Here is a 25,613-nt window from a genome sequence, read left to right as displayed (position 1 = left end):
GGGATCGTCGCGCACAAGGAGGTCGGGGGTTGAGGATCCTCGTCGTCTCGGACATTCACGCGAACTGGGCGGCCCTGTCGGCTCTCCAGGAGCCGCACGACCTTTGCCTCTGCCTCGGCGATCTGGTCGATTACGGCCCCGACCCCTTGCCCTGCGTGCAATGGGCCATGACTCACGCCCACCATGCCGTCCGGGGGAACCACGACCACGGTGTTGCCCAGGGAATCGACGTCGGCGGCGACCACGGCTACCGCTACCTGACCAGCGTCACCCGACAACAGCACTGGCAGGCCCTCGGCCCCGACGAGCGCCGGTATCTGCTTCAGCTTCCGTTGACCCAACGGCTGACCCTCGGCGGCAAGCGATTCCTGCTCGTCCACGGCACGCCGCGCGATCCGCTCGACGAGTACCTGATGAACGATCCCGGAACCTGGACCCGCCGTCTGGCTGGAGTCGAGGCCGACATTGTTTGCGTCGGCCACACGCACATGCAGTTCAACCTGCGGGCTGGCGACACCATCGTGTTGAACCCCGGCAGCCTCGGCCAGCCGAGAGACGGCGACCCGAGAGCCGCCTACGCGATCATCGAGGACGGCAAGATCCAGCTCAAACGAGTTGCCTATCCGATTGAGGAGGCGATTGCCCGCACCCTGGCCTCAGACCTCCCCGAGCGCGCCAAGCACCTTTATTGTGAAGGGCTCCGCCTGGGACGCTTACCCCAGGCAGCCCCCTTGCCTCAAGGGGGGCCGGCATGACCGAGGGCCTCGGCGACGGCCCCACAACACGGTTGGGCATGCCCCGCGTCGGCCGGGTCCACCTGATCCTCTTTGCATTGGTCTATGGGCTGCAAGGAGTGGTGTTCGCCTACGTCATCAATTTCAATCAGCTCTACATGAAAGCCTCCGGGCTGGAAGAAACCACCATCAATGATGTGCAAACCTTTGCCATCATCTTGCCCTTTGCCTTGAAATTTCTCTTCGGACCAATTTCCGACCGATTCAACCCGCTGGGCCTAGGGCATCGTCGGCCGTTCATCGGGTTCGGTATTTTGATGCAAAGCCTCGGTCTGATTGGCCTGGCTCTGATCAATCCTGGGCAGCATGTCGGCGGCTTCGCGGCGGTGGCTCTGATCACCGTCCTCGGCCTGGCGATCTACGACACCTGCTGTGACGGCCTGATCGTCGATGTCACTCCCGAGGCCGATCGCCCCCGCGTGCAGTCGATCGTCATGGTCGCTCGCTTCGTCGCGGCCACGATCATGACGTTCGCCTTCGGTCACTTCCTCTCCGAAACGGGAATCGGCCCCGGCAAGAGCGGCTGGATTCTCTACACCTGCGCCGCGTTGGGGCTTCCGCCGCTTGCGCTGACCCTCGTCATCCGAGAACGTCGGGAAGGCCACCCCGGCGATCAGTTCGACTGGCACGCCTTGAAGGTCCTGATCCGCCCCAAAGGGCTCGCGTTGATCGCCTTCGGCTTGCTGTACGCCCTACCCGGGTGGGGGGTCGAGATCAATCTGCCGCTCTTTTACGCATCGAGCGGTTTTGACGAATCCGATGTCGGCCTCTGCGGCGCGGCCCGGCTCTCGGGAAGGGCGGTCGGGGCCATTCTGCTGCCATTGGCCACGCCGATTCTCGGACGCAAAGGGACGATTCTCCTCGGCGTCGTCGGCCTGATCGGATCGACCATGGCCCACGCCGTCATCTCCGTTGGAGACGTGGCCACCGCCGCCGGACTGGGCTTCCTGTTCGGGGTCGCCAACGGCTGGAACGACGTGCTCTTTGCCACCCTGGCCATGGGGGCCGCCGACCCAAGGCTCGCGGCCTCGACGTTTGCCCTGTTCATGGCCGTGACCAATCTGAATATTCTGGGGGGATCGCTCTTCGGCCGGGGGCTGGTTGCCCTCGACGGAAGCTACCCCCCTTTGTTTCTTCTGGCCGGGTTGATGATGCTCCCGGCCTTGCTCCTGGTCGGCCCGCTCGCGCGACTGGCGCCGCGGGCCTCCGATGCGAAGGATCGCCCTGATGAGTTCCTTGCCTGACCTCTTCGTCTGGATCGGTGCGGCGCTGGCCGTGCTGGTCTTTCTGGCCCTCTGTCCGCTGCTGATCTTGATGGTCGTCGCGGCGGTCTATCCCGACGGTATCCAGTCGGCCGTCCGGTTCGTGCTGACGCCAGTCTATCGGCTCCGGATCATTGGTCTGGAGCACCTGCCAAAAACCGGGCCGGTCCTGGTCATCGCCAATCACGTTTCATGGATCGACGGGTTCCTTCTCGCTGGATCCGTCCCTCGGCGAGGCCGGGCCCTGGTCTTCGCCCCGTACCTGAAGATCCCGATCGTCGGACCCTTGGCGAAGCGATCGGGCATGATCCCCGTCCCCGATCGCGGCCCGAAGGCCCAGCGCGCCATGCTTCGCGCTGCCTTCGAGGTCCTCGACAATGGCGAGGTCCTCGGCATGTTCCCCGAAGGTCAGATCTCTCGAACCGGCGTGATGGGCACGCTCTATCGAGGGGTCGAGGTGATCGCATCAGGACGCAAGGAGGCGACGATCATCCCGGTCTATCTCGATAATCTCTGGGGAAGCATCTTCAGCTTTTCCGGCGGCCGGTTCTTCCGCAAGTGGCCCCGAGGAATCCGTCGAACCATCATCGTCTCCTTCGGCCCCCCGATTGATCGCCCGTTGACCGTCTTCAACGCCCGGCAAGCGATCATCGAGGCCGGCGTTCGGGCCTTCGAGCACCGCCCCGAGCGTGACAAGACCATCCTTCCCGAAACCATCGATTTGAGCTTGCCGCACCTCACGCATCCCGAGTTTGGCCTCCTGACCGCCTCGGCTCCGAACTTTGCTCGCGGGATCATTCGCCAGACCGGCCACAAGGACGGCTCGGTCGGCCAACCGGTCCCCGGCGTCGCCCTTCGCGTGGTTGATGCCGACGGCCACCCGCTCCCTCCCGACACCGAAGGCCGGCTCCAGGTCCTCCGCGCCGGGAATCCCAACTGGCACGACCTGGGGCGAACAGCTCGGATCGAACGCGACGGCTTCGTCTTCCTCACCCAACCGACTGCGGACCCGGAAGTCCGATCACAGCAAGAACCGACAGCCTTTCCCTGACCATATCCCTCGATTGACGGAGTGATCGCTCATGGTCCGCCTCGGAGTCCCGTCGGCCATGAGCCTCCGCCTCACAATCCTCCATTGAAACAGTCTCGAATCGTCGGCAAGTACTTCTCGGCCGACGCCGTGTTGACCAGGACCACGCGATCCCCTTGCCCCACGATCCGACGATCGGCTAGCTCCTCCAGCACCGCCAGCGTCGCCGCCCCCTCGGGCGACCAGGCAAACCAACGATCGTCCCACTCCTGCCGGATCACCTGCTTTATCCGATCATCATCCACCGCAATTGCGCATCCCCCCGTCTCCCGGATGATCCGCAACACGTTGATATGGCCGACATTCTTCGCCACATTGAGCCCCGTGGCGATCGTCTGCCCTGCCGGTTCGGGGGTAATGTCCTCGTCTCCCCGATCGAACGCCCGGACCAACGGTGTTGTAACCGATGACTGCACGCAGACGAACCTCGGTCGCTTCGGGCCGATCAACCCCAGCGCCTCCAGCTCGTCGAACCCCTTGGCCATGCCGACCACGCCCGTCCCTCCTCCGGTCGGATAGACGATCACATCGGGCACCTGCCATCGACGATCCGCCAGCCGATCCCCTTGCGGCTCGGCCATCTCCAGCCCGAGCGTTTTCTTCCCCTCGGTCCGCCAGCCGGGCTCCTGGAACGTCGCCACGCTGAAATACCCCTGCGGGACGTAATGATCACGCACCCGAGCCGCGCAATCGACGATCGTTCCCGGCACCAGCTCCAGCCGAACCCGATCCGGATGCAAGGCTGCCAGCGCCGCCACATTCCCAAGCACCGGCCGATCCGTGTCGGGCGACATCACCACCACCGCCTCAAGATCGGCCGCGATCGCATACCGCGCCAGGGCATCCCCTGCGTTTCCTTGCGTCGGCACGGCCAGTCGTTTCAGCCCCAGCGCTCGGGCCATCGAGACGGTCATCGCCATCCCCCGGTCCTTGAACGACAGGGTTGGATTCGCCCCGAACCCGGCATGGGGCTTCCCCTCGTCCTTGACCTCCAGCCGACAACCAATGCGATCGGCCAGTGGATGCTCATACGTCAGGCTCGGCGTCGCCCCTTCACCAAGCGTGACAACATGCCGGCGGTCGTCCGGATCGGTCACATCTAGCGGCAGCAATCCGCCGAATCGCCAGAGGTCGCGCCGTTCGGGGTTCCAGAATCGATCCGGCCCGTGATCAGCTCGCAACCGATCCAGGTCGAGCACCACCTGCACGGGCCTCCCGTCCCGCTCGCACAAATTCATCACGCGGTCGGGCGGATACGTCGCTCCGCAAACAGTGCAGGCCAGATGAGACACATAGCGCATGGAACCACCACTCCCGGTTCGACCACGGTGCCGGGCCGAGCACCTTTCGCCCTCCCGACCGGCTTGCCCGGATTGTATCGCATGCAACGCTTCGGCCCAGCGCCACCCCGTGGAAACCCCAATTCGGTTGAATAGAGGTCCCGAAATCGTCGTCACTGGCAGAAAGAGATCCAGGGCATTTTCCTCCCGTTCGGATCTCGTTGAGGCCTCACGATTGACGTGCTAGGCTAACTCTCGATTGGCGTTTTTCCCCCCAACATCGGTTCATCGGGGCACTTCTACGGACGTGGTGTCCTGGTCCTGGAGATTCCCCTATCCCTCACGATTGACGAAAGGTGCCCGACCCATGCGTTCGACGTTCATCACGCGGTTCCTCTCCCTGACCGTGGCCGGTAGCCTGCTCGCCCTTGGGCCAGTCGCTTCCGGCCAAACCGATGAAACACTCCCCGTCGAGGCCGTGGAATCCACTCCCTCCAGCACCTCCCCTGCACCTCAGCCGCAACCGGAGCTTCCCGTCATTGACCTCTTCGAAGGGGTCCGTACCGGCCAGATCGCCGTCAAGGCCGAAGGGGCCAAGGGCGGCGCCATGACCGTCTCGGTCACCAATACCTCCCGCGCTCCGCTCCGCGTCGTCCTGCCTCCCGGACTCATCGCCTCCGGCGCCACCGGCCAGTTCGGCGGCATGGGCGGTATGGGCGGCGGCATGGGCGGTATGGGTGGCGGAATGATGGGTGGCATGGGCGGTATGGGTGGCATGGGCGGTATGGGCGGCATGGGCGGCATGGGCGGTGGTATGGGTGGCATGGGCGGTATGGGCGGCATGGGCGGCATGGGCATGGGTGGCGGTGTGATGCCCGCCTCGATGGGCATGATGATGCTCGGCATGCTCATCATGCAGCTCATCGAAACCGACAGCTGGGACATGACCTCCCTCATGATGGGTGGCATGGGCATGATGGGCGGCGGCATGATGGGTGGCATGGGCGGTATGGGTGGCATGGGTATGGGTGGCATGGGCGGCATGGGGATGGGCGGCATGGGCGGCGGCATGGGGATGATGGGCGGCGGCATGATGTCCATCCCCCCTGGATTCCGCTCCGTCCCCCCCACCGGCGTCCCCGCCGCCGCTCTGGCTCCCGGCCAGACCCGAAACCTCAAGACCCGAACCGTCAGCCTCGCTCCCCCGGTCGCAGGCCGCGCCCTCTTGCCCGCCGAGGGGGAAGTCCTGCAGCTCGGCGACATCAGTCAGACCGAGGTCGGCAGCGATCCGATCGTCCAGAAGGCCCTCCGCCAGCTCTCGCTCGAAAAGGCCCCCGAGTCCGTCACCCAACTGGTCCTCTGGAACCTCATCTACAAGCTCGACTGGACGACCATCGGCCAGCTCTCGCGCAAGTGGGCCAACCCCCACGAACTGAGCCTCGCTCGCCAGTTCGTCGACCGCATCACCCGGCCCGAAACCGAGCTCAGCCCCATCGGTCCGGCCACCCTCTTCGTCCAAATCCAGGGCAATGACCCGATGGCCGAGGCCCTCGAAGGGGTCCTCGTCGGCACCCGCACCCTGGGCATGGCCGTCGAACTCGACGCCCCGGCCGCTCCCGAAGGCCCGGCCCTGGCCTGCCTCGTCCGCTTCCACGACGCACCGGCCGGCGGCGACGACCGCGAAGCCTCGGTCCTGATCTACTCCAGCGACCCGAACGCCAGCCGCTGGGCCGCGGTCGGCAAGTTCTCCCTGCCGGTGGCCGCCGACGCCACGGCCGAGACCCTGGCCGATGCCCTGGCCGAAGGGATCATCAGCCGGTTGGTCCGGGCTCAGGTGACCAAGGGCAAGAAGGTCAAGGATGTGCAAACCTACAAGCTGCGGATCGACAACGCCGCCCCCTTACTGCTCAACGGCCTGGCCCTGACCGGTTCAGACCTGAGCGTCGAGAGCAGCCCGTCGATGCTCGCCGGCTTCTCCCTGCCCCCGCGTCGCAGCATGACCTTCACCATCACCGGCGACGCCGTCGAACGGCTCAACCTCGAAAACGGCGCCAAGGTCATCGCCGCTGACCTCAGCGGACTGTAAGCGACTCTGCCGAATCTGGGTCATCCCAGGTCATTGCCTCGGCTCCGTTCCTTTTCTTCTTCACGGAGCCGAGGCCCAGGTTCGATTGAAGACGAAGCGGTCCCGTACTCTGTTGCGGGACCGCTTCGTTGTTTGAGTGCAGACACTCTGTTCCCTTTCTCCAGAGCAATCCGTCGCCGGAGACTCGACGATCGTGGGGCTAACGCCTCCGGGACGATCCTCTCAGCCCGAATCGCTCCACGATTGCGGAGGACGGCCGATGGAATGAATCGGCTGACCTCGCAGAGCGTTCTCGCATGTCGAACGTCATCTCTCGTCCGTCGCCTCTGCAAGGGTCTTGCGTTCGACTGATCGAGCCGAATCCCCTCGGTCTGTTCGGGTTTTCCGGGTTCCGACGAACGCAACGGCGCGTTCGGAATCCATGGACCAGATCTCCGAAACGGCTTCGAATAGACGCTCTGAACCTACCGTCTGAGGGAGAACAACCGAAGGATACGGGTCCCCAGATCCGGCGATGGGCCGGAGGCGACTTCCACCTTCGATCGGCATGATATGCTAAGCATCAACCGTCCGACCACTCCAGCACAAGTTCAGGCTGGATCGCATGTTTGGACGAAGCTCCCCGACCGTAGCAACGCGTGCAATCGCATCGATTGCAGAAAGGCTCCCCCTCAAATGCGTCCGAATCGCAGAAGCTGGTTTTTCTCCGCAGGCATCGCAGGCACGCTCCTTACCTTCGGCCCGATGGCGATCGGTCAGACCAATGACGTTCTGCCCGCGTCCCCTGCATCCGCATCTCCCGAAGCGGCTCCCTCCGACCCTCAGCCGCAACCGGAGCTTCCCGTCATTGACCTCTTCGAAGGGGTCCGTACCGGCCAGATCGCCGTCAAGGCCGAAGGGGCCAAGGGCGGCGCCATGACCGTCTCGGTCACCAATACCTCCCGCGCTCCGCTCCGCGTCGTCCTGCCTCCCGGACTCATCGCCTCCGGCGCCACCGGCCAGTTCGGCGGCATGGGCGGTATGGGCGGCGGCATGGGCGGTATGGGTGGCGGAATGATGGGTGGCATGGGCGGTATGGGTGGCATGGGCGGTATGGGCGGCATGGGCGGCATGGGCGGTGGTATGGGTGGCATGGGCGGTATGGGCGGCATGGGCGGCATGGGCATGGGTGGCGGTGTGATGCCCGCCTCGATGGGCATGATGATGCTCGGCATGCTCATCATGCAGCTCATCGAAACCGACAGCTGGGACATGACCTCCCTCATGATGGGTGGCATGGGCATGATGGGCGGCGGCATGATGGGTGGCATGGGCGGTATGGGTGGCATGGGTATGGGTGGCATGGGCGGCATGGGGATGGGCGGCATGGGCGGCGGCATGGGGATGATGGGCGGCGGCATGATGTCCATCCCCCCTGGATTCCGCTCCGTCCCCCCCACCGGCGTCCCCGCCGCCGCTCTGGCTCCCGGCCAGACCCGAAACCTCAAGACCCGAACCGTCAGCCTCGCTCCCCCGGTCGCAGGCCGCGCCCTCTTGCCCGCCGAGGGGGAAGTCCTGCAGCTCGGCGACATCAGTCAGACCGAGGTCGGCAGCGATCCGATCGTCCAGAAGGCCCTCCGCCAGCTCTCGCTCGAAAAGGCCCCCGAGTCCGTCACCCAACTGGTCCTCTGGAACCTCATCTACAAGCTCGACTGGACGACCATCGGCCAGCTCTCGCGCAAGTGGGCCAACCCCCACGAACTGAGCCTCGCTCGCCAGTTCGTCGACCGCATCACCCGGCCCGAAACCGAGCTCAGCCCCATCGGTCCGGCCACCCTCTTCGTCCAAATCCAGGGCAATGACCCGATGGCCGAGGCCCTCGAAGGGGTCCTCGTCGGCACCCGCACCCTGGGCATGGCCGTCGAACTCGACGCCCCGGCCGCTCCCGAAGGCCCGGCCCTGGCCTGCCTCGTCCGCTTCCACGACGCACCGGCCGGCGGCGACGACCGCGAAGCCTCGGTCCTGATCTACTCCAGCGACCCGAACGCCAGCCGCTGGGCCGCGGTCGGCAAGTTCTCCCTGCCGGTGGCCGCCGACGCCACGGCCGAGACCCTGGCCGATGCCCTGGCCGAAGGGATCATCAGCCGGTTGGTCCGGGCTCAGGTGACCAAGGGCAAGAAGGTCAAGGATGTGCAAACCTACAAGCTGCGGATCGACAACGCCGCCCCCTTACTGCTCAACGGCCTGGCCCTGACCGGTTCAGACCTGAGCGTCGAGAGCAGCCCGTCGATGCTCGCCGGCTTCTCCCTGCCCCCGCGTCGCAGCATGACCTTCACCATCACCGGCGACGCCGTCGAACGGCTCAACCTCGAAAACGGCGCCAAGGTCATCGCCGCTGACCTCAGCGGACTTTGATTCGATCCCATCCGATCGACTGGTCGCCATCGTCAACCGCGTCGACCCCCTTTGTGAAGGGTCGACGCCTTCCCTTCGACGCCGCCCCGCATTCGATCGCGGTGCGGCGTCGTTCGTTTGCGCCGAGGGTTCGGTCCCACCCGTTCCCGCCCCGTCTCCCGATTTTTTCTGAGCCGAGTGACTGCCCCTCCCCAATTTCCCGATCCTTTCAGACGGAGCCTCATGAGTTCCATCCCCTCGATCTTTGGCAATTCGAGCCCCCATTGATGTCTCCTCGACGGGAACGACGTGTCTCTCCTTTCCCTGCACAGTTGAGTGGTATCCTACGCACACCGTTTTCCCGAAACGAACGACCGAGTGATGACGCAACCCTCTGTCACAGAACCGATTTCCGCGATTCCCCCAGATCGCATTGCAGCGCACCGAGCTTTGTTTCGAGGTGCACCGAGGCGCGCGGCCTCAGCCTCCTCAATGGCTACCCGTCGCGGCCCCAAACCAACCCAACGCCCGGGAAGACTGATTCCCGAAACGAACGGTGCCGTTTGGACCGAACTCCCTGTCCAGCAATGAAATAGCGTCAACGCTCAGAACCGCACCGAGGCGCACCAGGGCCGTGTTTCGAGGCGCACCGGAGCGTACCGCGACCACCTCAACGGTTTGATCGATCAATCGCTGGCGTCGAGTTGACGAACAGCCTCGAAGACCCCGACGGCCGCCGAGACAGCCAGGTTGAGGCTCCTTGCCTCGCTCCGCATCGGGATTCGGACGGCCCGATCAGGCCGATCTTCGACCAGCCGGGCCGGCAAGCCGCGGCTCTCGGGCCCGAAGACCAGGGCGTCGCCGGGTTGATAGCGGACCTGGGTGTAGGGAGTCGAGGCCCTTGTGCTGAAGGACCAGAAGCGGTCATGACCGATCGCCTCGGCCACCTCGTCGAGCCCATCGACGACCTGCCAGCGGAGATGGTCCCAGTAGTCCAGCCCAGCCCGCTTCAGGTGGCGATCTCCGATCAAAAACCCAAGCGGACGAACCAGCCAGAGCATTGCCCCGACCGCCACGCATGTCCGACCGATCGACCCGGCATTGGCTGCGATTTCCGGCTGATACAGGACGACGTGGAGCCGAGCGGCCGACCCTTCCGCAGGCATGATGGTCATGAGTCGCCCGGGTTCGCCTCGACCAGATCCGGCCGTCGCTGACGCTCGCGACGAAGCGAGAGGCCGATCCCCTGAAGGATCGCCCACCAGGCAACGCCGATCATCAAGAAGCTCCAGTTGATCATCGGAACCATCGCCAGCCCAACAAAGTACATCAAGACCGCCGGGATCAAAAATCGGATACCGCAGAGCCATGCGGTCGTTGCAAAACCGAAGGTCGCCAGGCCCGCCCAGACGAGGAAGTACCAGCGGAACCCCAGACCGGTCATCCCGTTGAGCGTCACGGCATTGAAGCCAATGATCAGCGAAGTGGCCCAGACTCGCGTCAGAATCCCGATTAAGGGTGACGTCTTCGTCCACCCCTTACCAAGCATGACGTTGAGCAAGGCCAGCACCAGAACCAGTTCCAGCGGCCAGAGCGTCAGGTGTGGCCACTTCGCATTCAAGGCCATCGCCGCCCACTGATGGACCGCGAAGAAAACCAGATGGATCCAGCCGAGTGTCATCAAGACCCGATCCCAGCCATCCCGGAGCGCCACCCGAAGCAGGTCGGTCCGAAGCTCGGCTTGATAGTCCGATAGGTTCTCCAGCGGCAACGGTGCGTGAGCCATCAGCGAATCATGTGTTTCAAGAGAAGAAAGAGAGAACGAGGATGCCAGGACTCACCCTCAACGTCAACGACACCCCAGGCCGGAAACACAACCGAACCCGTTCGTTTATCCTATCACACGGAAACCCCGCTGATCTCTTCATCTTCTCCAATTGAGCAGACTGGGAGCAAGATCGAAGGCGATCGGGCGATCCGGGGATCGGTCGCTGTCCGATTCGGAGCGAAGACCATCGAGGACACCCCAGAAGTAGACGACCCTCCACGGGCGAAGGACACGACCATGCCGATTGATGGGTTGATCCGTCTGGGTCGGTTTGTCGACTTCGCCCTTCGGGTGATCCTGGCCGCGCCGGTGGCGATCGTCCGAAGGCCCGGCGAGGTGCTCCGCCAGTTTGAGCGCGTGGCCTGGGGTAGCCTCTCCCTGGTCTCGGTGGCGGGTCTGAGCGTTGGCCTGGTGTCTTGGCTCCAGACCCGCCGCCTGCTGGTTCGCTACGGGGTTGAGGCGACCTTGCCAAGTGTCCTGGCCGCGGCCGTGCTGGTCGAGACCGGCCCGATGCTCGCGTCGATCCTGGTCGCGGCCCGGCTCGGAGCGGGGCTGGCCGCAGAGTTGAGTTCGAAGGTCCTGACCGAGGAAGTCGACGCCGCCGAGGTGCTGGGAGCCTCGGCCATTCCGAGCCTGGTGGCTCCTCGGGTTGTCGCCTGTGCCCTGGCGGTGCCGTTCTTGACGATCGTGCTCGACACTGCGGCCCTGCTCGGCGGTTTGGCCGCCGAATTGACCGGCGGCTCGCTCTCGGTCCAGGCCTACGCCGAGCGCTGCCTTGATTACTTGAGACTGGCCGACGTGATCCCCGGCACGCTCAAGACGGTCGTCTTTGGCCTGATCGTCGGCCTGGTCGGCTGCTGGGTGGGTCTGCGATCGGAACGCTCGACCGAGGCGATCGGCAGCGCCGCGACCCGAGGAGTGGTGGCGTCGGTCTTGCTCATTTTCGGAGCGAACGTGCTGCTCGTCCCCTTGATTCAATGGGGCACGGCGGCGGTCGGGTGGGTCGGGTAATCGACGGGAATCCAAGACTCCTCTTGACCGATCGGGGCGGTTTGGGTCGTACAATAGAATCCACACAGGCGAATCGACGCGGGGGACGGGGAAGCGGCACCACCCTCCCCGATGAGATCAGCACCAAGGGGCGCAAGCCATGCATCGAGAGATCGGACCGCTGCGAGCCCTGGCCAACGGGGTGTTTTGCCTGGGCCTTCTGGGACTGGCCGGCTTCGGCGCGGTCCAGGTGGCCGGAAAGAACTGGCAGGTGCAGGACACCTATCATCTCTCGGCCGCGTTCGATTCGATCAGCGGACTGGAGCCCGGAGGCCGCGTCTTCGTCCAGGGGGTCGATGCCGGGGTGGTCGAGGCGATCGTTCCGCCCTCGACCCCAGGTGATCCGGTCCGGCTGACGCTTCGGATCGACGCCCGGCTCCGCCCCTTGATCCGGACCGATGCCGAGGCCCGGATTGTCACTCAGGGGGTCGTCGGTGCCCGGGTCGTCGAGATCCGCCCGGGAAGCGCCGAGGCCGAGATTCTGCCCGACGGCGGTGTCATTGCCAGTGAGAAACCGCTGGAACTGGCCGACCTGATGCAGAAGGCGTCGGCAGCCCTTGAACGGCTCGACACCGTGGCCGGGTCCGCCGAAGAAGGGCTGGCCGAGGTCAACGCCATTGCCTCGGCCATCCGAGGTGGTGAAGGCACCCTCGGCCGGCTCTTGACGGACGACGAACCGGTGAACCGGCTGGTCCAACTCACCGACCGTGGCGAACAGACGCTCGCCGACATTCAAGACAATCTGGATGCATTAAAGAACACCTGGCCCATTTCGCGCTATTTCACCCGCCGCGGCTATGACGACCGGGACCTGGCGCTCTACCGGCCCAACGCAAGCCGAAAATCGATGACGATTTCCGAATCCGACCTGTTCGATCCTGGTCGGGCGGTACTGACCAAGGCGGGTCGAGAGCAGCTGAACAGCGTGGCCGAGTGGACCAAGGAGCATCTTACGAAGAAGACCGAGGTGGTCATCGCGTCGTTCACCGACAACTCGCTCGATGACCTGATGGCAGAGCGATTGACCCAGCAGCAGGCCGAGGCGATCCGCGAATATCTGGTCGACAACCACGGAATCGACTCGGCAGGCTGGTTTCGATCGAGAACGGTCGCCGCCGTCGGGTTTGGACGCCATCGGCCCCGGATGATTTCTGCCGAACCACAGGGGACCTCTCCCGATCGTCGGGTCGAGATCATCCTGTTCACCCCTCAAGCAGCCTCGTGAGGAGATCGACGTGACGCTCAGGGCTGAACGATGATCGGAGGACCAAGCGCGGGAGCATAAAACCCAACCGGAACCCCCCACGGAGGCGTGACCCCTCCTCGGGGAATCGGGAAGGTGCTGTAGCGGCCTGGCGCGGAGTAATCGCCCGGATTGACCGAGCCGGGACGCCAGAGCGAGGCCCCGAACGATCCAGGAAGCAGCACATACGGATCGTATCCATATCCGTATCCGACACCACCGAAGGGGGTGGCGAAGTTCGAATGGGTTCGGGGAACACCGTAGCTCGCAACACCCCAGGCCATGCCATAGTATCCTGGAGCATCGTAGATCGGAGCAGCCATTGGGACGCCGTTGACGTCAACCGACTGAGCCAGGCTGAGTCGAGCCGCGCCGAAGGAGATCGCGGTCCCGATCACGGCCACGACAACAATTTGCCTCATCTCTAATGGTGCTCCAGGAGAATGACAGCAGAGGCATGGTCCTGGTCGATCGGACCTCGGAACGGATCAACGCGATCCGATGATCTTGCCCCCCCCAGAATGCCACGAAACACCGCCAGGCGATCGACGAGGAGCACCTGGCGGCCTCGAACATCAAAGCATACCTCACTTCGGGCAGGTCGGGCAGTTTACGCTGGGAATCGTCCCGGTGGTCGGAACGCCGAGCGGGGTCGAAGGCTCGACAATCCGGTAGCCTGGAGTTCGCGATCCGAAGAGGGGACGCCTCACTTGAGTGCTGGGGACCATCGGCGGCTGGCGATAGACCTGTGGAGCAAAAGCGACATTCCCGGCCCTCGAAGGCGCCGCAAACGGATTGATCCGCCGGGCGGCCGTCTCAATCAGCCCCCCCGAGGCGACACGACGCCCGTAGCCAGACGCGAGCGTCGAAGGGGAGGTTACGACCGGCAAGGTCGAAGAACCGACCACGTACCCCTGCGGCTGAGGCGTGGGGGCAGCCGTTCGCCACCCTTGAGCCTCTGCCCTGCCCGCCATGATCAGCAGCATCGAGAGACCGAAGGCCATCCTGAACCATCGGGACATTGTTCGCTCCTTTGAGATTGATTCGGAAACTTACTTGTTGATCCGACTCACCACGGTTCGCTCGCCAGGAAGACAACGCTAAGCCCCACTGTTCCAACGAAACGTTTTTCGGTCTTCCAAAAAACTGAATTGCGTCTCCCATGATGGTTGCGTAAAATCGCATGAGTGATGTTGAATTCGATTGAGGAAAGGAAAATTTGCCGTGGGTTGTGATCTGCAATCGGCATTGACCCGTGTGAATCTTGCACGGGATGCGTGCAAGGAAAGGGCTTGGAGCGAAAACGCGGCTCGGGTCTTGCGGGCTGGCCTGATCGCACTGATTCTGATGGCGTCGGGGTGCGGTGATCTTGCGGAATCAAGCCGCCGGGGCATCGAACCGTATGCGGGATCGGGACCGATTCGTGTGGTTTGCTCGACCGGCATGGTCGGCGAGGTCGTGGAACGGGTCGGGGGAGATCGAGTCGAGGTGGTGGTCTTGATGGGGGCGGGAGTCGATCCTCATCTGTACAAGCCGTCACCGGGAGACATCATCGCCCTGTCACGAGCAGACATGATTGTCTTTTCCGGGTTGCATCTTGAAGGGAAGATGGGCGAGATTTTCGAAAGGCTCGGGCGAAGCAAGCCTTCGGTTCCCCTGGCCGACGGGATCGCGTCGGGCGAGCTGATGGAAACGAGTGGCGGGCAGGTGGACCCGCATGTCTGGTTCGACGTGAGGTTGTGGGCCGAGGTGGTCAATGCGGCCCGAGATGCCCTGGCCGGGTTCGACCCGTCGTTCTCCACACAGTATGCTCGCAACGCCGAGAGGTACCGCGATGAGCTGATCCGGCTCGACGCGGAGGTCCGGGAGCGAATTGGGGGGATTCCCGAGTCGCGCCGGTTGCTGGTCACGGCACACGATGCCTTCGGCTATTTCGGGAGGGCCTACGCAATCGAGGTTGAGGCGATTCAGGGGATCAGTACCGAGAGTGAGGCGGGGGTCTTCGAGATCAACGCACTGGTGGATCTTCTGGTCAATCGGAAGGTGCCGGCGGTGTTCATCGAGGCGAGCGTCAGTGATCGCAATATCCGGGCATTGGTCGAAGGCTGTGCCGCTCAGGGGCATCAGGTCCGGATTGGTGGGGAGCTCTTTTCCGACTCAATGGGAGAGCCGGGGACTTCCGGTGGAACGTATGCGGGAATGGTCAGGCATAACGTGTCAACCATCACGGAGGCGCTAAAATGAACTCCGCTTCGTTCCTCGATCGAGCCAACGCACTGGAACGTGATACACCCTCGGGGTCAGCCCCCCCTGCCCCCGTGCTCGACGTCCACGACGTGACAGTCGCCTATCAACGTAAGCCGGTTCTTTGGGATGTGGACCTAACGATCGAAGGGCCATGTCTGGCCGGGATTGTCGGGCCGAACGGCGCGGGCAAGAGCACCTTGATCAAGGCGATTCTTGGTCTGGTGCCGATGGCGAGCGGTACCGTGCGATTGTTCGGCAAGCGGGTGTCGGCCCAGCGGCGTCGGATCGGCTACGTGCCCCAGCGGGAGAGCGTGGACTGGGAGTTTCCGGTGACGGTGCTCGATGTGGTGCTGATGGGAACCTATGGACAACTCGGCTGGTTCCGCAGGCCGGGGAAAAGTGAACGATCCTGGGCGCAAGAGTGCCTGGATCGGGTCGGTTTGCTTCACCTGGCCGATCGACAGATTGGCCAACTCTCCGGCGGCCAACAGCAGCGGACGTTTCTGGCTCGGGCCCTGGCACAGCGGGCCGAGGTCTACTTTATGGACGAGCCGATGGCGGGGGTCGATGCCGCGACCGAGGCGGTCATCTTCGACCTGCTGCGGGTCCTTCGCGGCGAGGGGAAAACGGTCTTCGTCGTCCACCACGACCTGCGATCCGTTTCCGAGTACTTTGATTACACCATTCTGTTGAATATGCGACTGATTGCTCATGGTCCGACCGCAACCACCTTCACGACCGAGAACTTGCGCAAGACCTATGGAGGTCGGCTGGCCATTCTCGAAGCGGCGGGGGCGGCGGTTCAGGCTCAGGAACGAAGTCAGTGAGGCGTCCAAGCGGGAACTCAGCCAGCCGCTCGACCGATCCAGTTGCGGGCGATTGCGGCAAGCCGGGGGTGGCGAGCGGCTCGATCGTGGAGCCAACGGGCCACGTTCAGCGCCCGAGGGCCGATCTGCCGGTAGGTCTCGAGACGATGGGTCAGCTCGGCAATCTGCTGGGCATAGCCGAAGATTTCAAAGTTGTCGGTCTGGTTGACGGGCACACTCAAGGGGGCGATCAGGTGGGCGTCTTCGTCTCGGACATAGACGCGGTTGATGCCGTCGAAAAGGGTGAAGTGGTATCGAGCGGCCAGAAGTGTCGGCTCCCAGCGTTCGAACGCCCACGACTCGACGATCAAGACCCGGGGACGCCAACGGCTCCAATCATTTCCACGCAAAACTTTATCTTCATGAGTTTTGACGTCGATCTTGAGAAAATCGATGGTCTGACCGGCGGGAACATGAGCTTCTCAGACGGCGGCCAGGGTGGTGGCGGGCAGTTCGATTGCGCGGACATCCTCGGGACGGGCACCAAACCATCCGGTGATCAGGTTTCGATCGACGGACGGATGCGCGGCGCCGTCGGCTGTGTAGAGGCGAAGGGTGCCTTCTCGATCCGAGAGGGCCACGTTGAGATTGAGGTCGTCTGGCCGATCGTGGCAGAGGCGAGCGAAGGGGGCGGGGTCGGGCTCGATGTTGATTCCTCGCCAGCCCAGGTTCGAGAAATGCTTCGTGACCGAACCCTCGACCGGGTCGTACGCACCGACATCGATGAAAAAGCCGGTGGATTGGTCAGCAAAGGCGCGACGGAGCAAGACGTCTTCAAAATTTCCGGCGTAGGAGATCATCCGCGGCAACATGCGGTACAACCCTCCTGGCAAGGATGGAGCAAAGTGGACGTCCTCTCAGCGCGCGGACGATCGCAAGGCGGTACTCTCGCACGAGCCCCGCAAAGGGTCAATGCGAACCCCGGACGATGGGGGCCGGAGGCTCGGTCATGACCGCATCCTTTTTGTCCTACAACACGCTGATCGTCTTGCTTGGCACCGGCCTGCTGGGGGCGAACGCCGGGCTGGTCGGGAGCTTCGCCGTCTTGCGAAGGCGATCGTTGACGGGAGACGCGCTGGCGCACGCAGCCCTGCCGGGGCTGGCCCTGGCGTTTCTCCTTGTGGGACAGCGGAACCTGCCGGCGATGCTCGCAGGGGCACTCGTCTCAGGATTGCTGGGCGTGGCGGTCATCTCAGGATTGCGATCACGAACACGGGTGAAGGAAGACGCGGCCATTGGCATCGTGTTGAGCGTCTTCTTTGGTGCGGGGGTGGTTCTGAGCCGGATTGTCCAGAACACGCCGGGCGTCGGCAGCAAGGCGGGGCTCGACTCGTACATTCTGGGCAAGACGGCGGGGATCATTCGGCAAGACGTGTTCATCATCGGCGGGGTGTCGCTGGTCAGTCTGCTCCTGATCCTGCTGGCGTACAAGGAATTCAAGCTGACGGTCTTCGATCCCGACTTTGCCCGGGTGCAAGGGTGGCCGGTCTTGCGGCTTGATCTGCTGTTGATGGGCTTGATTGCGCTGGCGGTCGTTTTCGGTTTGCCGATGGTGGGGGTGGTCTTGATGGCGGCCCTGTTGATTCTTCCGGGGGCGGCAGCACGGTTCTGGACTGACCGACTCAGCCCGCTGCTCGTGCTGGCGACCGTGTTCGGGCTGTCGATTGGTCTCATCGGCACCGCCCTGAGTGCCCAATATGCAAAGATGCCGGCCGGGCCGATCATCGTGCTGGTCGGGGCGTCGGTCTTTCTGCTCTCAGTCCTGATCGCGCCAAAGCGGGGGGTGCTCGGGCGGGCGGTGGCGGCCTGGAGGTTCCGGCGATCGCTCGATGATCGGGCGATGCTGCGCCGACTCTACGATCGGGTCGAGCCTGATCTGCCGACCGTTCGCCCGATCAACACCGCGGAAGAACTTGATCGGATCGGCACCAACCGACGACGAGGGGCGATCCTGGCTCGCCTGGTCCGTCAAGGAGCGTTGCGCATGGAGCCTGATTCGGGGGGGATCATGATGACCCTGACTGAAGACGGATTGCGACGAGCCAGGGCCGTGGCCAGGGACCAGCGGCTCTGGGAGCAGTTTCTGCTGCACGCTCCGGAACTGGCGGGGACGATGGCCGATCTGTCTCAGGAATCGGTCGAGGTATTGCCTCCCGATCTGATCGCCGAGCTGGAGGAGTCGTTACGAGCAACCGGACGATTGCCCGACTTGGAGCCGAGGGAGCTGGCACCATGACCGAGGCGTCTGCATCGTCGACGCGGGAAGGTTGGATGGCAGGACGAGGGGGAACCGTTCTGTCGATTCTCGCAGTCATGGTCCCGACCGGCTGGGCACTGGCGGCGAGCGACGAGATCGGCCGCTGGACGATCGTGCTGGGGGTTCTGGCGAGCCTGCCATGCGCGGTTCTGGGCTGTTACCTCGTTTTGCGACAATTAAGCCTGCTGGGAGACGCGATCAGCCACGCGGTCTTGCCGGGGATTGCCCTGGGATTTCTGCTGAGCGGGCAGCTGATCGGCCCGGCGATTGTGCTCGGTGCGATGGTCGTCGGCATCCTCACGGCGGTATTGACGCAGTTGCTCAGCAGGCTCGGCAAGGTGCCGGAAGACGCGAGCCTGGGGGTGGTGTTCACCTCCTTGTTTGCAGCAGGGGTTTTGCTGATCACCCATGCGGCGAGCGATGTGGACCTCGACGCCGGATGTGTGTTGTACGGCCTGATAGAACTGGCCCCGCTGGACAGTAGGCCGATGGGAGGGCTGGAGGTCCCGCGGTCGTTCTGGGGGCTCGGGACGGTCGCCCTGGTAACGCTCGGGTTCGTGGCCGTACTCTGGAAAGAACTGTTACTCGTCTCATTCGACGCGCCGCTGGCGACGGCCGTGGGCATCAACGCAACGGTGATCCATTACGCCTTGATGGCAATGGTCGCCGGGGTGACAGTGGCGGCGTTCGAGGCGGTTGGCTCCATTCTGGTGGTGGCGATGCTGATTGTACCTGCGGCCACGGCCCACCTTCTGAGCGATCGGTTGCCGAAGATGATGCTGACGGCCTCGGGGGTGGCGTTGCTTTGCTCGGCACTCGGGTATCGGGGGGCGGTCGCCCTGAATTCGAGTGTGGCGGGCATGATGGCGGTCGTTGCGGGAATCCTGTTCGCAACGGCCGTAATTCTGGCACCGAACCAGGGAATGCTGGCCCGCGTCATCACCCGGCTTCGGCTGTCGCTGCGGATCGCGCGGGAGGATACCCTGGCCCGGCTCTACCGGCTCGAGGAACACTCGTCGGCGCTTCCACTCCCCACAGAGCGCGAGATTCCCGCGGCGACCTCGATTTCTGATCGGTGGATTGAAGCGGTCGCCCTCGGGCAGTTGCGTCGGGGAGATTTCGTCCGCGTCTCGGAAAGCGGCGAGCTGACCTTGACCGATCGCGGCCGGGCCGAGGCCAGAGAGTTGGTTCGTGCTCACCGGCTCTGGGAGTCGTACCTAAGCACCCACTTCGACCTGCCGCCCGACCATCTGCACGACCCGGCTGAACGGCTGGAGCACTTCATCGGCCCCGGCCTCCGTGCCGAGCTGGACGCCGCGCTTCAGGCCCCGGCCGCCGATCCTCACGGTCGGAGCATTCCTCCAGAGGCTCCCTCGCGCGACCGCTCCGACGAGGCCCAGCTTTGGCCAACGGTCGAGGAGGGGGACGATCCCCACTGACGACCACCCTCTCCCCTAACCCTTCGCCACGACGCAAACCTCCGAAAATCCAAATCTTACGCCACTTAACAACTGTAGACGTTCCGTTGCCGATGTCGGGGTCGGGGTCGTAAAATCGACGTGTTGCTTGGCAAGTCATTGGCCGACTCGCGCGATGGGCACCCAAGAGAACCTCAACGGGGGGTCGAGATGCGACGCAACCGGACAGCGACGGCAGCAGCATGGGTCGCGGCCCTGGTCGCGGCCCTGGCCGGCTCGACCGGCGAGGCCCGGGCCGATCAGGTTAAGATCCGAGGGGGGGGAACACTTCGTGGCGCGGTGGTGCCGATCGAGGATCGCCCCGGGTACGTGGAGATTTACACGGCCACGGCGTCCCGTCCGTATGTCTTCCGGCGCGATCAGATCGAGCAGATTGTTCCGGAAGCTTCTCCGATGGAGGAGTACCTGAAGCGTCGGGAGACGATCGAGGAGAGCGCCGATGCCCATTTCGAGCTAGGGCTCTGGTGCGAGGAGCAAGGGCTGTCGGGTCCGGCACTGGTGCATCATGGTCGAGCCGCCGAGCTGGACGAGCATCACGCATTGGCACAGAAGAAGCTCGGAAGAGTCTTCTTCGATGGGCGCTGGATCACCTACGACGAGCGTCGGCAACTGCAAGGCCTGGTCAAGCACGGCGGCCGATGGGTCACTCCCGAGGAAAAGGAAGACCTGAACGAACAGCAGCGCATGACGCAATCTCAGGAGGCCTGGGCGCGGCGGATTGACGTGCTGGTGAAGACATTTTTGGAAGGAAACCCCAACGATCGGGCCGAGGCCGAACAGCAACTCCGTCAAATCAATGACCCCGACGCCGTCGTGCCGCTGGTCAACCGGCTCAGTCGGCAAGGAGTCGAGCTGAGGCTAATTCTGGCCCAGCTTCTCGGAACGATCGACGATCCCCTGGCCGTCTCCGGGCTGGTGCATCTGGTGGTCCGGGAGGAAGATCAGCAGGTTCGCTTGTCGATGCTCAACGAACTGGCCCGTCGCCGTGATCCGACGGTTGCGCCGAGGTTGATCCGAGAGCTGGGCAAGTCAGACCCCGATCGCGTGGGTCGGGCCGCCTGGGCGCTGGCAGGTCTGGGGGCCACCGAAGCCGTGCCGAAGCTGATTCCTGCGCTCGTGAGCGTGCAGAAGCGGGTCGAGACGGTTCTGGTCCCAAGCGAGCCGGTCGGCGGAGGCATGGGGATGGGGGTGAATTTCGGCGCTTCGGGAGGTCCGGCCTTTGGTATCGGAAGCGGGCCGAGTATCCCGGTGCTGACAGGTCCGGCCGTGGCCCCCGGAGCCATTGCCTTCGGAGCCCAGGCGGTTCCCATCTTTCAGTACCGCGGACAGGGGACCGGCGTGGTGATGGGGAATGTGGGTGGGGTAACCGCTCCGGTTCCGGCTCCTCCGGTTCCTCGACAGGTGGTTCGCCAGTACCAGCACCGGAACGTCGAAGTCCTGGCCGCGCTGGAGCGCCTGACCGGCACGAACCTGGGCTACGATGTCTCGGCCTGGAACCGATGGCTGCGGACCGAGTTCCGTCCTCCGGCCGAAGAAGACCGACCCGCTCGGCTCGTTCCTCAGCCGTGAGTGGATCGCAGGCGCGATGGCCTGGTTGATTTCTTCGGTTCGTACCACGGACCGGTGTCTGGACATCACCCTTGGCCGATTGATCGACCAAGGGCCCTTCACGCGGGATAGATTCGTGCGTACACTCAAATCATGATTGGTTCATCGATTTCGCACGACAATCGCTCGGAGCGCCCCCAGATCGTCATCCTCGGGGCGGGCTTTGCCGGTCTGGCGGCCATGAAGGTGCTGGGGGGCAAGGCGGTGGACGTGACGGTCATTGACCGGACGAATCACCACCTGTTTCAACCCTTGCTTTATCAGGTGGCCACGGCGGCCCTGAATCCATCGGACATCGCAATGCCGATCCGTCGGATCGTCAGGCGATCAAAAAACATTCGTGTGCTTATGGGTGAGGTCCAGACGATCGACCCGGAACGTCGGTTCGTGGTGCTGGATCAAGGAGAGATCTCGTACGATTTTCTCATTGTCGCAACCGGCGCGGGGCATTCGTATTTCGGCCACGACGAATGGGAACGGGATGCTCCGGGGCTCAAGAGCATTGAGGATGCCCTGGAAATCCGCCGTCGGGTGCTCTCGGCATTCGAGGTCGCCGAACGGGAATCGGACACGGAGGAGCGAAGGGCCGCCTTGACGTTTGTCATCATCGGGGCCGGGCCAACGGGTGTCGAACTGGCGGGCACGTTGTCTGAAGTGGCGCGAAAGACGCTCGCCCGAGACTTCCGCCGAATTGATCCGACTCAGGCGCGCATTCTGTTGCTGGAGGGAGGGCCTCGGGTGCTGATGGCTTACCCCGACGACCTGTCGGAATCGGCCCTCAAGCAACTGGCACACCTCGGAGTGGAGGTGCGGCTCAACAGCAGGGTCACGCACATCGATTCCGAGGGAGTGAACATCGGCGACGAGCGCATCGAGGCCCGCTCGGTGATCTGGGCCGCAGGGGTGGCTGCCTCTCCCCTCTCCAGGAGTCTTGGAGCACCGCTGGACAAGGCAGGGCGGGTGAAGGTGGAACCGGATTTGACGGTACCCGGCCATCCCGAGGTGTTCGTGGTCGGAGACCTGATGGCCATGTTTCAGGATGGGGAGATGGTTCCTGGAGTGGCCCCAGCCGCCATGCAAGCCGGGCGATACGCAGCGCGAAGCATTCTCCGGCAGATTTCCGGAAAACCTCGGAAGCCGTTCCACTATGTCGATAAAGGGTTACTGGCGACAATCGGGCGGGCCTCGGCGGTGGCGAATCTGCGGGGCTTCAAATTTTCCGGGCTCCCGGCCTGGCTCCTCTGGTTGTTCGTGCATATTTTCTTTCTGGTCGGCTTCCGGAACCGGCTGCTTGTGATGATTCAGTGGGCCTACTCGTATCTGACCTACGACCGAGGCGCCCGGCTAATCACCACAACCTGGCACGGCCTCACGAAAAAGCAGCCGGAGTTGACCACCACGACCGTGATCGCTGAGACGAACCGCGCCCAGGCTCCTCCGTCGTCATGAGCGATCTCATGGGGATTTCGAAGCTCGACCCATCGTTGGCTTTCCTTCCGGACGTGACGCGCATGGACGCTGACCACCAACGCCTGATTCGCCAGGTCCGCCAGCGCCTTGAGTCGCTGGCCCGAGCCGGTGTCGACCGGGCTCCGCTAGGACCGCTCCCAGCAATCACGCCTTCGATGATTGCTTCGGCCGTGCCTCGAACCTCCCGAGCCGAGCCGCCTCGGGCTTCGGTGGTCGATCAGCCGGAACCTCAGGAGGCCGATTCCTCCGCGACCGTCGCACCCCTTCCTCGGCGACGCCCGGCGGCACCGACTCCGCCTCCCGCCACTCCGGCGACGATCGGGTCGCTGTTCGACGAACCGGGAATCAGCGAGCCGGTCATCCCGCCCGAGGAGCGTCCCGAAGCACTCCGCGTGCTGGCCGAGGAGATTGCCTCGTGCGTCCGTTGCGAAGTTCTTTGCGCCAATCGAACGAACACGGTTCCTGGCGAGGGGAACGCCTCGGCCCGCCTGATGTTCGTGGGCGAAGGCCCAGGTCAGACTGAAGACGAAACCGGCCGACCTTTCGTGGGCAAGGCGGGGAAGTTGCTCGACGACATGATCACCAAGGGTATGGGCCTGAGGCGACAGGATGTGTTCATCGCCAATATCGTGAAGTGCCGACCGCCGAACAACCGCGATCCCGAGCCCGAGGAAGTGCGGAACTGTATCGGCTATTTGGAACGGCAGATCGCGATCATCCGACCCGAGTTTCTTTGCCTGCTCGGCAAGCCAGCCGCGCAGACGCTATTGAATACGTCGATGCCAATGGGACGGCTTCGGGGCAAGTGGCAGCGCTACAAAGGGATTCCGACGATTGCGACCTGGCACCCGGCCTATCTGCTCCGGAATCCCTCTGCCAAGAAAGACACCTGGGAAGACTTGCAAATGCTCATGAAAGCGATGGGCATCCCGATCCAGAAACGAGGCGGGGGCGGCTGAACATCGCGTGATCGCGATCAGGACCGCCCCGCACCCGATGTTCTTGTTCTGCTCAAAACGGCTGGTCAACCGGCCTGGACGGGAGCAAGCTGGCTCAAGGCATCTTGAACTTGCTTCATCTTGATCGGCTTGACGAGGACGATCAGCCGGTCATCCTTGGGCAGCCGGGAGGACAGATGCCCTTGCCGGGGGCCGAGCAAGACCAGGGCATGCAGCTCGTGGCCGTCTTCGTGCGCCTTCTCGTGCATGTCGATAAAGGCGTCGAGCGCGTTGGCCCCCATGCCATCGATATCGAAGACCACAACATCAACCGGTGACTCGCGGTAACGCTCGGCGGCGATCTCAGGATCGCTGACGATCAGGACCCGGTAACCCATGCGAGAAAGGGTCTTACGGAAAGCGTCTTGAATTGCGTTCTGCGTCTCGACGCAGAGGACACGGCGCTGCTTGATTGCCGGAACCTCGTAAGGGGAGTCGCCGTGATTCGATTCCTCGGCAATCCCCAACTCGAAATCCTCGTCGTCTGGCAACGGTGCAGAGGCGGCAGATGATACGGCGGATTCCTGGGCGGCCCGATCCTCCGCGAGGCGACGCATAAACAGTCGCTCGATGTCGAATTCTTCCTCGTCCTCAACCTCGGCCTTGGGAGGAGCCTGGCCGGTCATTTCCAGGTAGTAGGCTTCCAGATCGGCAACGACCTCTTTCATGCTCTGGTAGCGCAGGGTGAGATCCATCTTCATCATCTTTTCGATGATGCGGCAGAGCTCCGGATCGGGGGCGTGGTCCATCTCGCTGATCGGTTTGATGGCACCAAAACTGCGCTTGAGCATCTTGGCGAGGAAGTCGTCGGCCTCGACCTCGGGCAAGGGAAGCCGGCCGGTGATCATCTGGTAAAAGACGCAGCCGAGGAAGTAGATATCAGAACGCGGGTCCCCTTTCTGGCTGCCGCAGGTGCGTTCGAGGGCCGAGTAGTCGACGGTGCGCTGGCCGTGGGCCTGGGCCATTTTCCGCTCGTCACCCTCAATGGTCGCAAGACCGAAGTCGACGAGCTTCGCCTGGCCGCTGGAGCTGATCAGGATGTTCGTCGGCTTGATGTCACGGTGGGTCACCCCTTTGCTCAACGAGTGTGCCAGCCCCTGGGCCAGCCCGAGCATTAAGGGCATGGCCTCGGCCGGCTCAAGGCGGTGACGATAGCGGAGGAAATCGCGAAGGTTTGAGCCTTCCACGAATTCCATGATCATGTAGTACCGATTATCTTGCGCGCCGTAGTCATAAATGCGCACGATGTTCGGATGGACCAGTTTCATGCCGGCTTCAGCTTCGTGGTTGAAGCGTTCGACCGATTCGGCATCCTGGGTGAACCGCTGGCGAAGTACCTTGATGGCGACGGGTTCGCCAGAACCTTGCTTCCGCCCGCGATAGACACGGGCAAAGGTTCCTTCGGCTAGGTGAAAGAGGACTTCGTGGCCCCCGTAGTAGAAGCCTGTGGCCTCACCTTTGAGCAGTCGGTCGACCTGCCAGCTCGTCAGAAACTGTTTCCGCATCAAGGCACGGCGGATCGATTCAACCGAACCGTCTTGCGCGTCGATCCGGGCCTCGTTGGCTTGATCCCGAGAGATCAGTCCGAGCAGGGTCGCCCGCTCGAGTAGCATTTCCGAATCGAAATCGGACATCGCGCGTATCCTGACTGGACTCAGGCTCTCAGAGGCCCCTGACCGGCCC

At 63.6% G+C, this 25,613-nt stretch carries 20 protein-coding genes and 1 pseudogene; 14 read left to right on the top strand and 7 right to left on the bottom strand.

From position 1 onward, the window contains the following. Positions 1–29 precede the first annotated feature (29 nt). Genes HG800_RS13125 through HG800_RS13115 form a run of 3 tightly spaced genes read left to right on the top strand, consistent with a single transcriptional unit; the run spans position 30 to position 3,107 of the window. On the top strand, positions 30–755 hold the full coding sequence (locus HG800_RS13125) for a metallophosphoesterase family protein (RefSeq protein ID WP_169977071.1): 726 nt from the start codon (positions 30–32) through the stop codon (positions 753–755). After that, positions 752–2,038, top strand: coding sequence for an MFS transporter (locus HG800_RS13120; RefSeq protein WP_169977070.1), 1,287 nt, complete (start codon positions 752–754; stop codon positions 2,036–2,038). The genes HG800_RS13125 and HG800_RS13120 overlap by 4 nt, the downstream gene beginning before the upstream one ends. Next, on the top strand, positions 2,022–3,107 hold the full coding sequence (locus HG800_RS13115) for a 1-acyl-sn-glycerol-3-phosphate acyltransferase (protein ID WP_169977069.1): 1,086 nt from the start codon (positions 2,022–2,024) through the stop codon (positions 3,105–3,107). Before HG800_RS13120 ends, HG800_RS13115 begins: the two co-directional genes overlap by 17 nt. A gap of 71 nt (positions 3,108–3,178) precedes the next feature. On the opposite strand, the gene HG800_RS13110 is transcribed toward HG800_RS13115, so the two are convergent. Beyond that, positions 3,179–4,447: a threonine synthase gene (locus HG800_RS13110; RefSeq protein ID WP_169977068.1), complete on the bottom strand. Its 1,269-nt coding sequence runs from the start codon at positions 4,445–4,447 to the stop codon at positions 3,179–3,181. Positions 4,448–4,793: 346 nt separating this feature from the next. Here HG800_RS13110 and HG800_RS13105 point away from each other — a divergent pair, with 346 nt between their 5' ends. Both HG800_RS13105 and HG800_RS13100 read left to right on the top strand, forming a co-directional pair. Beyond that, a complete protein-coding gene (locus HG800_RS13105) occupies positions 4,794–6,512 on the top strand; it encodes a hypothetical protein (RefSeq protein WP_169976849.1) in 1,719 nt (572 codons plus the stop codon). A 675-nt stretch (positions 6,513–7,187) separates the two neighbouring features. Then, positions 7,188–8,906 (top strand): hypothetical protein, encoded by a 1,719-nt coding sequence (locus HG800_RS13100; protein ID WP_169976848.1) that lies wholly within the window; start codon positions 7,188–7,190, stop codon positions 8,904–8,906. A gap of 665 nt (positions 8,907–9,571) precedes the next feature. On the opposite strand, the gene HG800_RS13095 is transcribed toward HG800_RS13100, so the two are convergent. Together HG800_RS13095 and HG800_RS13090 are read right to left on the bottom strand one after the other, a co-directional pair. Further along, on the bottom strand, positions 9,572–10,060 hold the full coding sequence (locus HG800_RS13095) for a tRNA (cytidine(34)-2'-O)-methyltransferase (RefSeq protein ID WP_206352249.1): 489 nt from the start codon (positions 10,058–10,060) through the stop codon (positions 9,572–9,574). Then, positions 10,057–10,671, bottom strand: coding sequence for a hypothetical protein (locus tag HG800_RS13090; protein WP_169977067.1), 615 nt, complete (start codon positions 10,669–10,671; stop codon positions 10,057–10,059). Before HG800_RS13090 ends, HG800_RS13095 begins: the two co-directional genes overlap by 4 nt. 279 nt (positions 10,672–10,950) lie before the next feature. Between HG800_RS13090 and HG800_RS13085 the strand changes: the two genes are divergently transcribed. Both HG800_RS13085 and HG800_RS13080 read left to right on the top strand, forming a co-directional pair. After that, positions 10,951–11,724 carry an MlaE family ABC transporter permease gene (locus HG800_RS13085; RefSeq protein ID WP_169977066.1) on the top strand — a complete coding sequence of 258 codons (774 nt, stop codon included), beginning with the start codon at positions 10,951–10,953 and terminating at the stop codon, positions 11,722–11,724. 139 nt (positions 11,725–11,863) lie between these two features. After that, on the top strand, positions 11,864–12,988 hold the full coding sequence (locus tag HG800_RS13080; protein WP_169977065.1) for an MlaD family protein: 1,125 nt from the start codon (positions 11,864–11,866) through the stop codon (positions 12,986–12,988). 17 nt (positions 12,989–13,005) lie between these two features. Here HG800_RS13080 and HG800_RS13075 read toward each other — a convergent pair whose 3' ends face one another. Together HG800_RS13075 and HG800_RS13070 are read right to left on the bottom strand one after the other, a co-directional pair. Further along, positions 13,006–13,428 (bottom strand): hypothetical protein, encoded by a 423-nt coding sequence (locus HG800_RS13075; protein ID WP_169977064.1) that lies wholly within the window; start codon positions 13,426–13,428, stop codon positions 13,006–13,008. Positions 13,429–13,593: 165 nt separating this feature from the next. Further along, positions 13,594–14,028 (bottom strand): hypothetical protein, encoded by a 435-nt coding sequence (locus tag HG800_RS13070; RefSeq protein WP_169977063.1) that lies wholly within the window; start codon positions 14,026–14,028, stop codon positions 13,594–13,596. Positions 14,029–14,431: 403 nt separating this feature from the next. Between HG800_RS13070 and HG800_RS13065 the strand changes: the two genes are divergently transcribed. After that, positions 14,432–15,250, top strand: coding sequence for a metal ABC transporter solute-binding protein, Zn/Mn family (locus tag HG800_RS13065; RefSeq protein WP_206352248.1), 819 nt, complete (start codon positions 14,432–14,434; stop codon positions 15,248–15,250). Further along, complete coding sequence (locus HG800_RS13060; protein WP_169977062.1) at positions 15,247–16,080, top strand: metal ABC transporter ATP-binding protein; 834 nt, start codon at positions 15,247–15,249, stop codon at positions 16,078–16,080. Before HG800_RS13065 ends, HG800_RS13060 begins: the two co-directional genes overlap by 4 nt. Before the next feature lie 17 nt (positions 16,081–16,097). On the opposite strand, the pseudogene HG800_RS28415 reads toward HG800_RS13060, so the two are convergent. Beyond that, positions 16,098–16,919, bottom strand: a pseudogene (locus HG800_RS28415) (FkbM family methyltransferase). A 149-nt stretch (positions 16,920–17,068) separates the two neighbouring features. On the opposite strand from HG800_RS28415, the gene HG800_RS13045 reads away from it, so the two are divergent. The 5 genes from HG800_RS13045 (at position 17,069) to HG800_RS13025 (ending at position 23,891) form a co-directional block, all read left to right on the top strand. Next, complete coding sequence (locus HG800_RS13045; protein WP_169977060.1) at positions 17,069–18,355, top strand: metal ABC transporter permease; 1,287 nt, start codon at positions 17,069–17,071, stop codon at positions 18,353–18,355. Further along, complete coding sequence (locus tag HG800_RS13040; protein WP_169977059.1) at positions 18,352–19,815, top strand: metal ABC transporter permease; 1,464 nt, start codon at positions 18,352–18,354, stop codon at positions 19,813–19,815. The genes HG800_RS13045 and HG800_RS13040 overlap by 4 nt, the downstream gene beginning before the upstream one ends. Before the next feature lie 189 nt (positions 19,816–20,004). Then, positions 20,005–21,423, top strand: coding sequence for a HEAT repeat domain-containing protein (locus HG800_RS13035; protein WP_169977058.1), 1,419 nt, complete (start codon positions 20,005–20,007; stop codon positions 21,421–21,423). 132 nt (positions 21,424–21,555) lie between these two features. Continuing rightward, a complete protein-coding gene (locus HG800_RS13030; RefSeq protein ID WP_169977057.1) occupies positions 21,556–22,911 on the top strand; it encodes an NAD(P)/FAD-dependent oxidoreductase in 1,356 nt (451 codons plus the stop codon). A gap of 62 nt (positions 22,912–22,973) precedes the next feature. After that, on the top strand, positions 22,974–23,891 hold the full coding sequence (locus HG800_RS13025; protein WP_169977056.1) for a uracil-DNA glycosylase: 918 nt from the start codon (positions 22,974–22,976) through the stop codon (positions 23,889–23,891). A 65-nt stretch (positions 23,892–23,956) separates the two neighbouring features. On the opposite strand, the gene HG800_RS13020 is transcribed toward HG800_RS13025, so the two are convergent. Then, complete coding sequence (locus HG800_RS13020; protein WP_169977055.1) at positions 23,957–25,564, bottom strand: protein kinase domain-containing protein; 1,608 nt, start codon at positions 25,562–25,564, stop codon at positions 23,957–23,959. Between the last annotated feature and the right edge of the window lie 49 nt (positions 25,565–25,613).

The sequence above is a fragment of the Tautonia rosea genome (genome assembly GCF_012958305.1).
GTDB classification, from domain to species: domain Bacteria; phylum Planctomycetota; class Planctomycetia; order Isosphaerales; family Isosphaeraceae; genus Tautonia; species Tautonia rosea.
Note: the sequence above shows the minus strand (reverse complement) of the source record. Positions and strands in the feature narration are given on the sequence as shown.

What these genes read in the sequence shown, in the direction of transcription:
- HG800_RS13120 (WP_169977070.1), top strand. Translation starts at nt 752, where the DNA reads ATGACCGAGGGCCTCGGCGACGGCCCCACAACACGGTTGGGCATGCCC.
- HG800_RS13115 (WP_169977069.1), top strand. Translation starts at nt 2,022, where the DNA reads ATGAGTTCCTTGCCTGACCTCTTCGTCTGGATCGGTGCGGCGCTGGCC.
- HG800_RS13110 (WP_169977068.1), bottom strand. Translation starts at nt 4,447, where the DNA reads ATGCGCTATGTGTCTCATCTGGCCTGCACTGTTTGCGGAGCGACGTAT.
- HG800_RS13105 (WP_169976849.1), top strand. Translation starts at nt 4,794, where the DNA reads ATGCGTTCGACGTTCATCACGCGGTTCCTCTCCCTGACCGTGGCCGGT.
- HG800_RS13100 (WP_169976848.1), top strand. Translation starts at nt 7,188, where the DNA reads ATGCGTCCGAATCGCAGAAGCTGGTTTTTCTCCGCAGGCATCGCAGGC.
- HG800_RS13095 (WP_206352249.1), bottom strand. Translation starts at nt 10,060, where the DNA reads ATGACCATCATGCCTGCGGAAGGGTCGGCCGCTCGGCTCCACGTCGTC.
- HG800_RS13090 (WP_169977067.1), bottom strand. Translation starts at nt 10,671, where the DNA reads ATGGCTCACGCACCGTTGCCGCTGGAGAACCTATCGGACTATCAAGCC.
- HG800_RS13085 (WP_169977066.1), top strand. Translation starts at nt 10,951, where the DNA reads ATGCCGATTGATGGGTTGATCCGTCTGGGTCGGTTTGTCGACTTCGCC.
- HG800_RS13080 (WP_169977065.1), top strand. Translation starts at nt 11,864, where the DNA reads ATGCATCGAGAGATCGGACCGCTGCGAGCCCTGGCCAACGGGGTGTTT.
- HG800_RS13075 (WP_169977064.1), bottom strand. Translation starts at nt 13,428, where the DNA reads ATGAGGCAAATTGTTGTCGTGGCCGTGATCGGGACCGCGATCTCCTTC.
- HG800_RS13070 (WP_169977063.1), bottom strand. Translation starts at nt 14,028, where the DNA reads ATGTCCCGATGGTTCAGGATGGCCTTCGGTCTCTCGATGCTGCTGATC.
- HG800_RS13060 (WP_169977062.1), top strand. Translation starts at nt 15,247, where the DNA reads ATGAACTCCGCTTCGTTCCTCGATCGAGCCAACGCACTGGAACGTGAT.
- HG800_RS13045 (WP_169977060.1), top strand. Translation starts at nt 17,069, where the DNA reads ATGACCGCATCCTTTTTGTCCTACAACACGCTGATCGTCTTGCTTGGC.
- HG800_RS13040 (WP_169977059.1), top strand. Translation starts at nt 18,352, where the DNA reads ATGACCGAGGCGTCTGCATCGTCGACGCGGGAAGGTTGGATGGCAGGA.
- HG800_RS13035 (WP_169977058.1), top strand. Translation starts at nt 20,005, where the DNA reads ATGCGACGCAACCGGACAGCGACGGCAGCAGCATGGGTCGCGGCCCTG.
- HG800_RS13030 (WP_169977057.1), top strand. Translation starts at nt 21,556, where the DNA reads ATGATTGGTTCATCGATTTCGCACGACAATCGCTCGGAGCGCCCCCAG.
- HG800_RS13025 (WP_169977056.1), top strand. Translation starts at nt 22,974, where the DNA reads ATGGACGCTGACCACCAACGCCTGATTCGCCAGGTCCGCCAGCGCCTT.
- HG800_RS13020 (WP_169977055.1), bottom strand. Translation starts at nt 25,564, where the DNA reads ATGTCCGATTTCGATTCGGAAATGCTACTCGAGCGGGCGACCCTGCTC.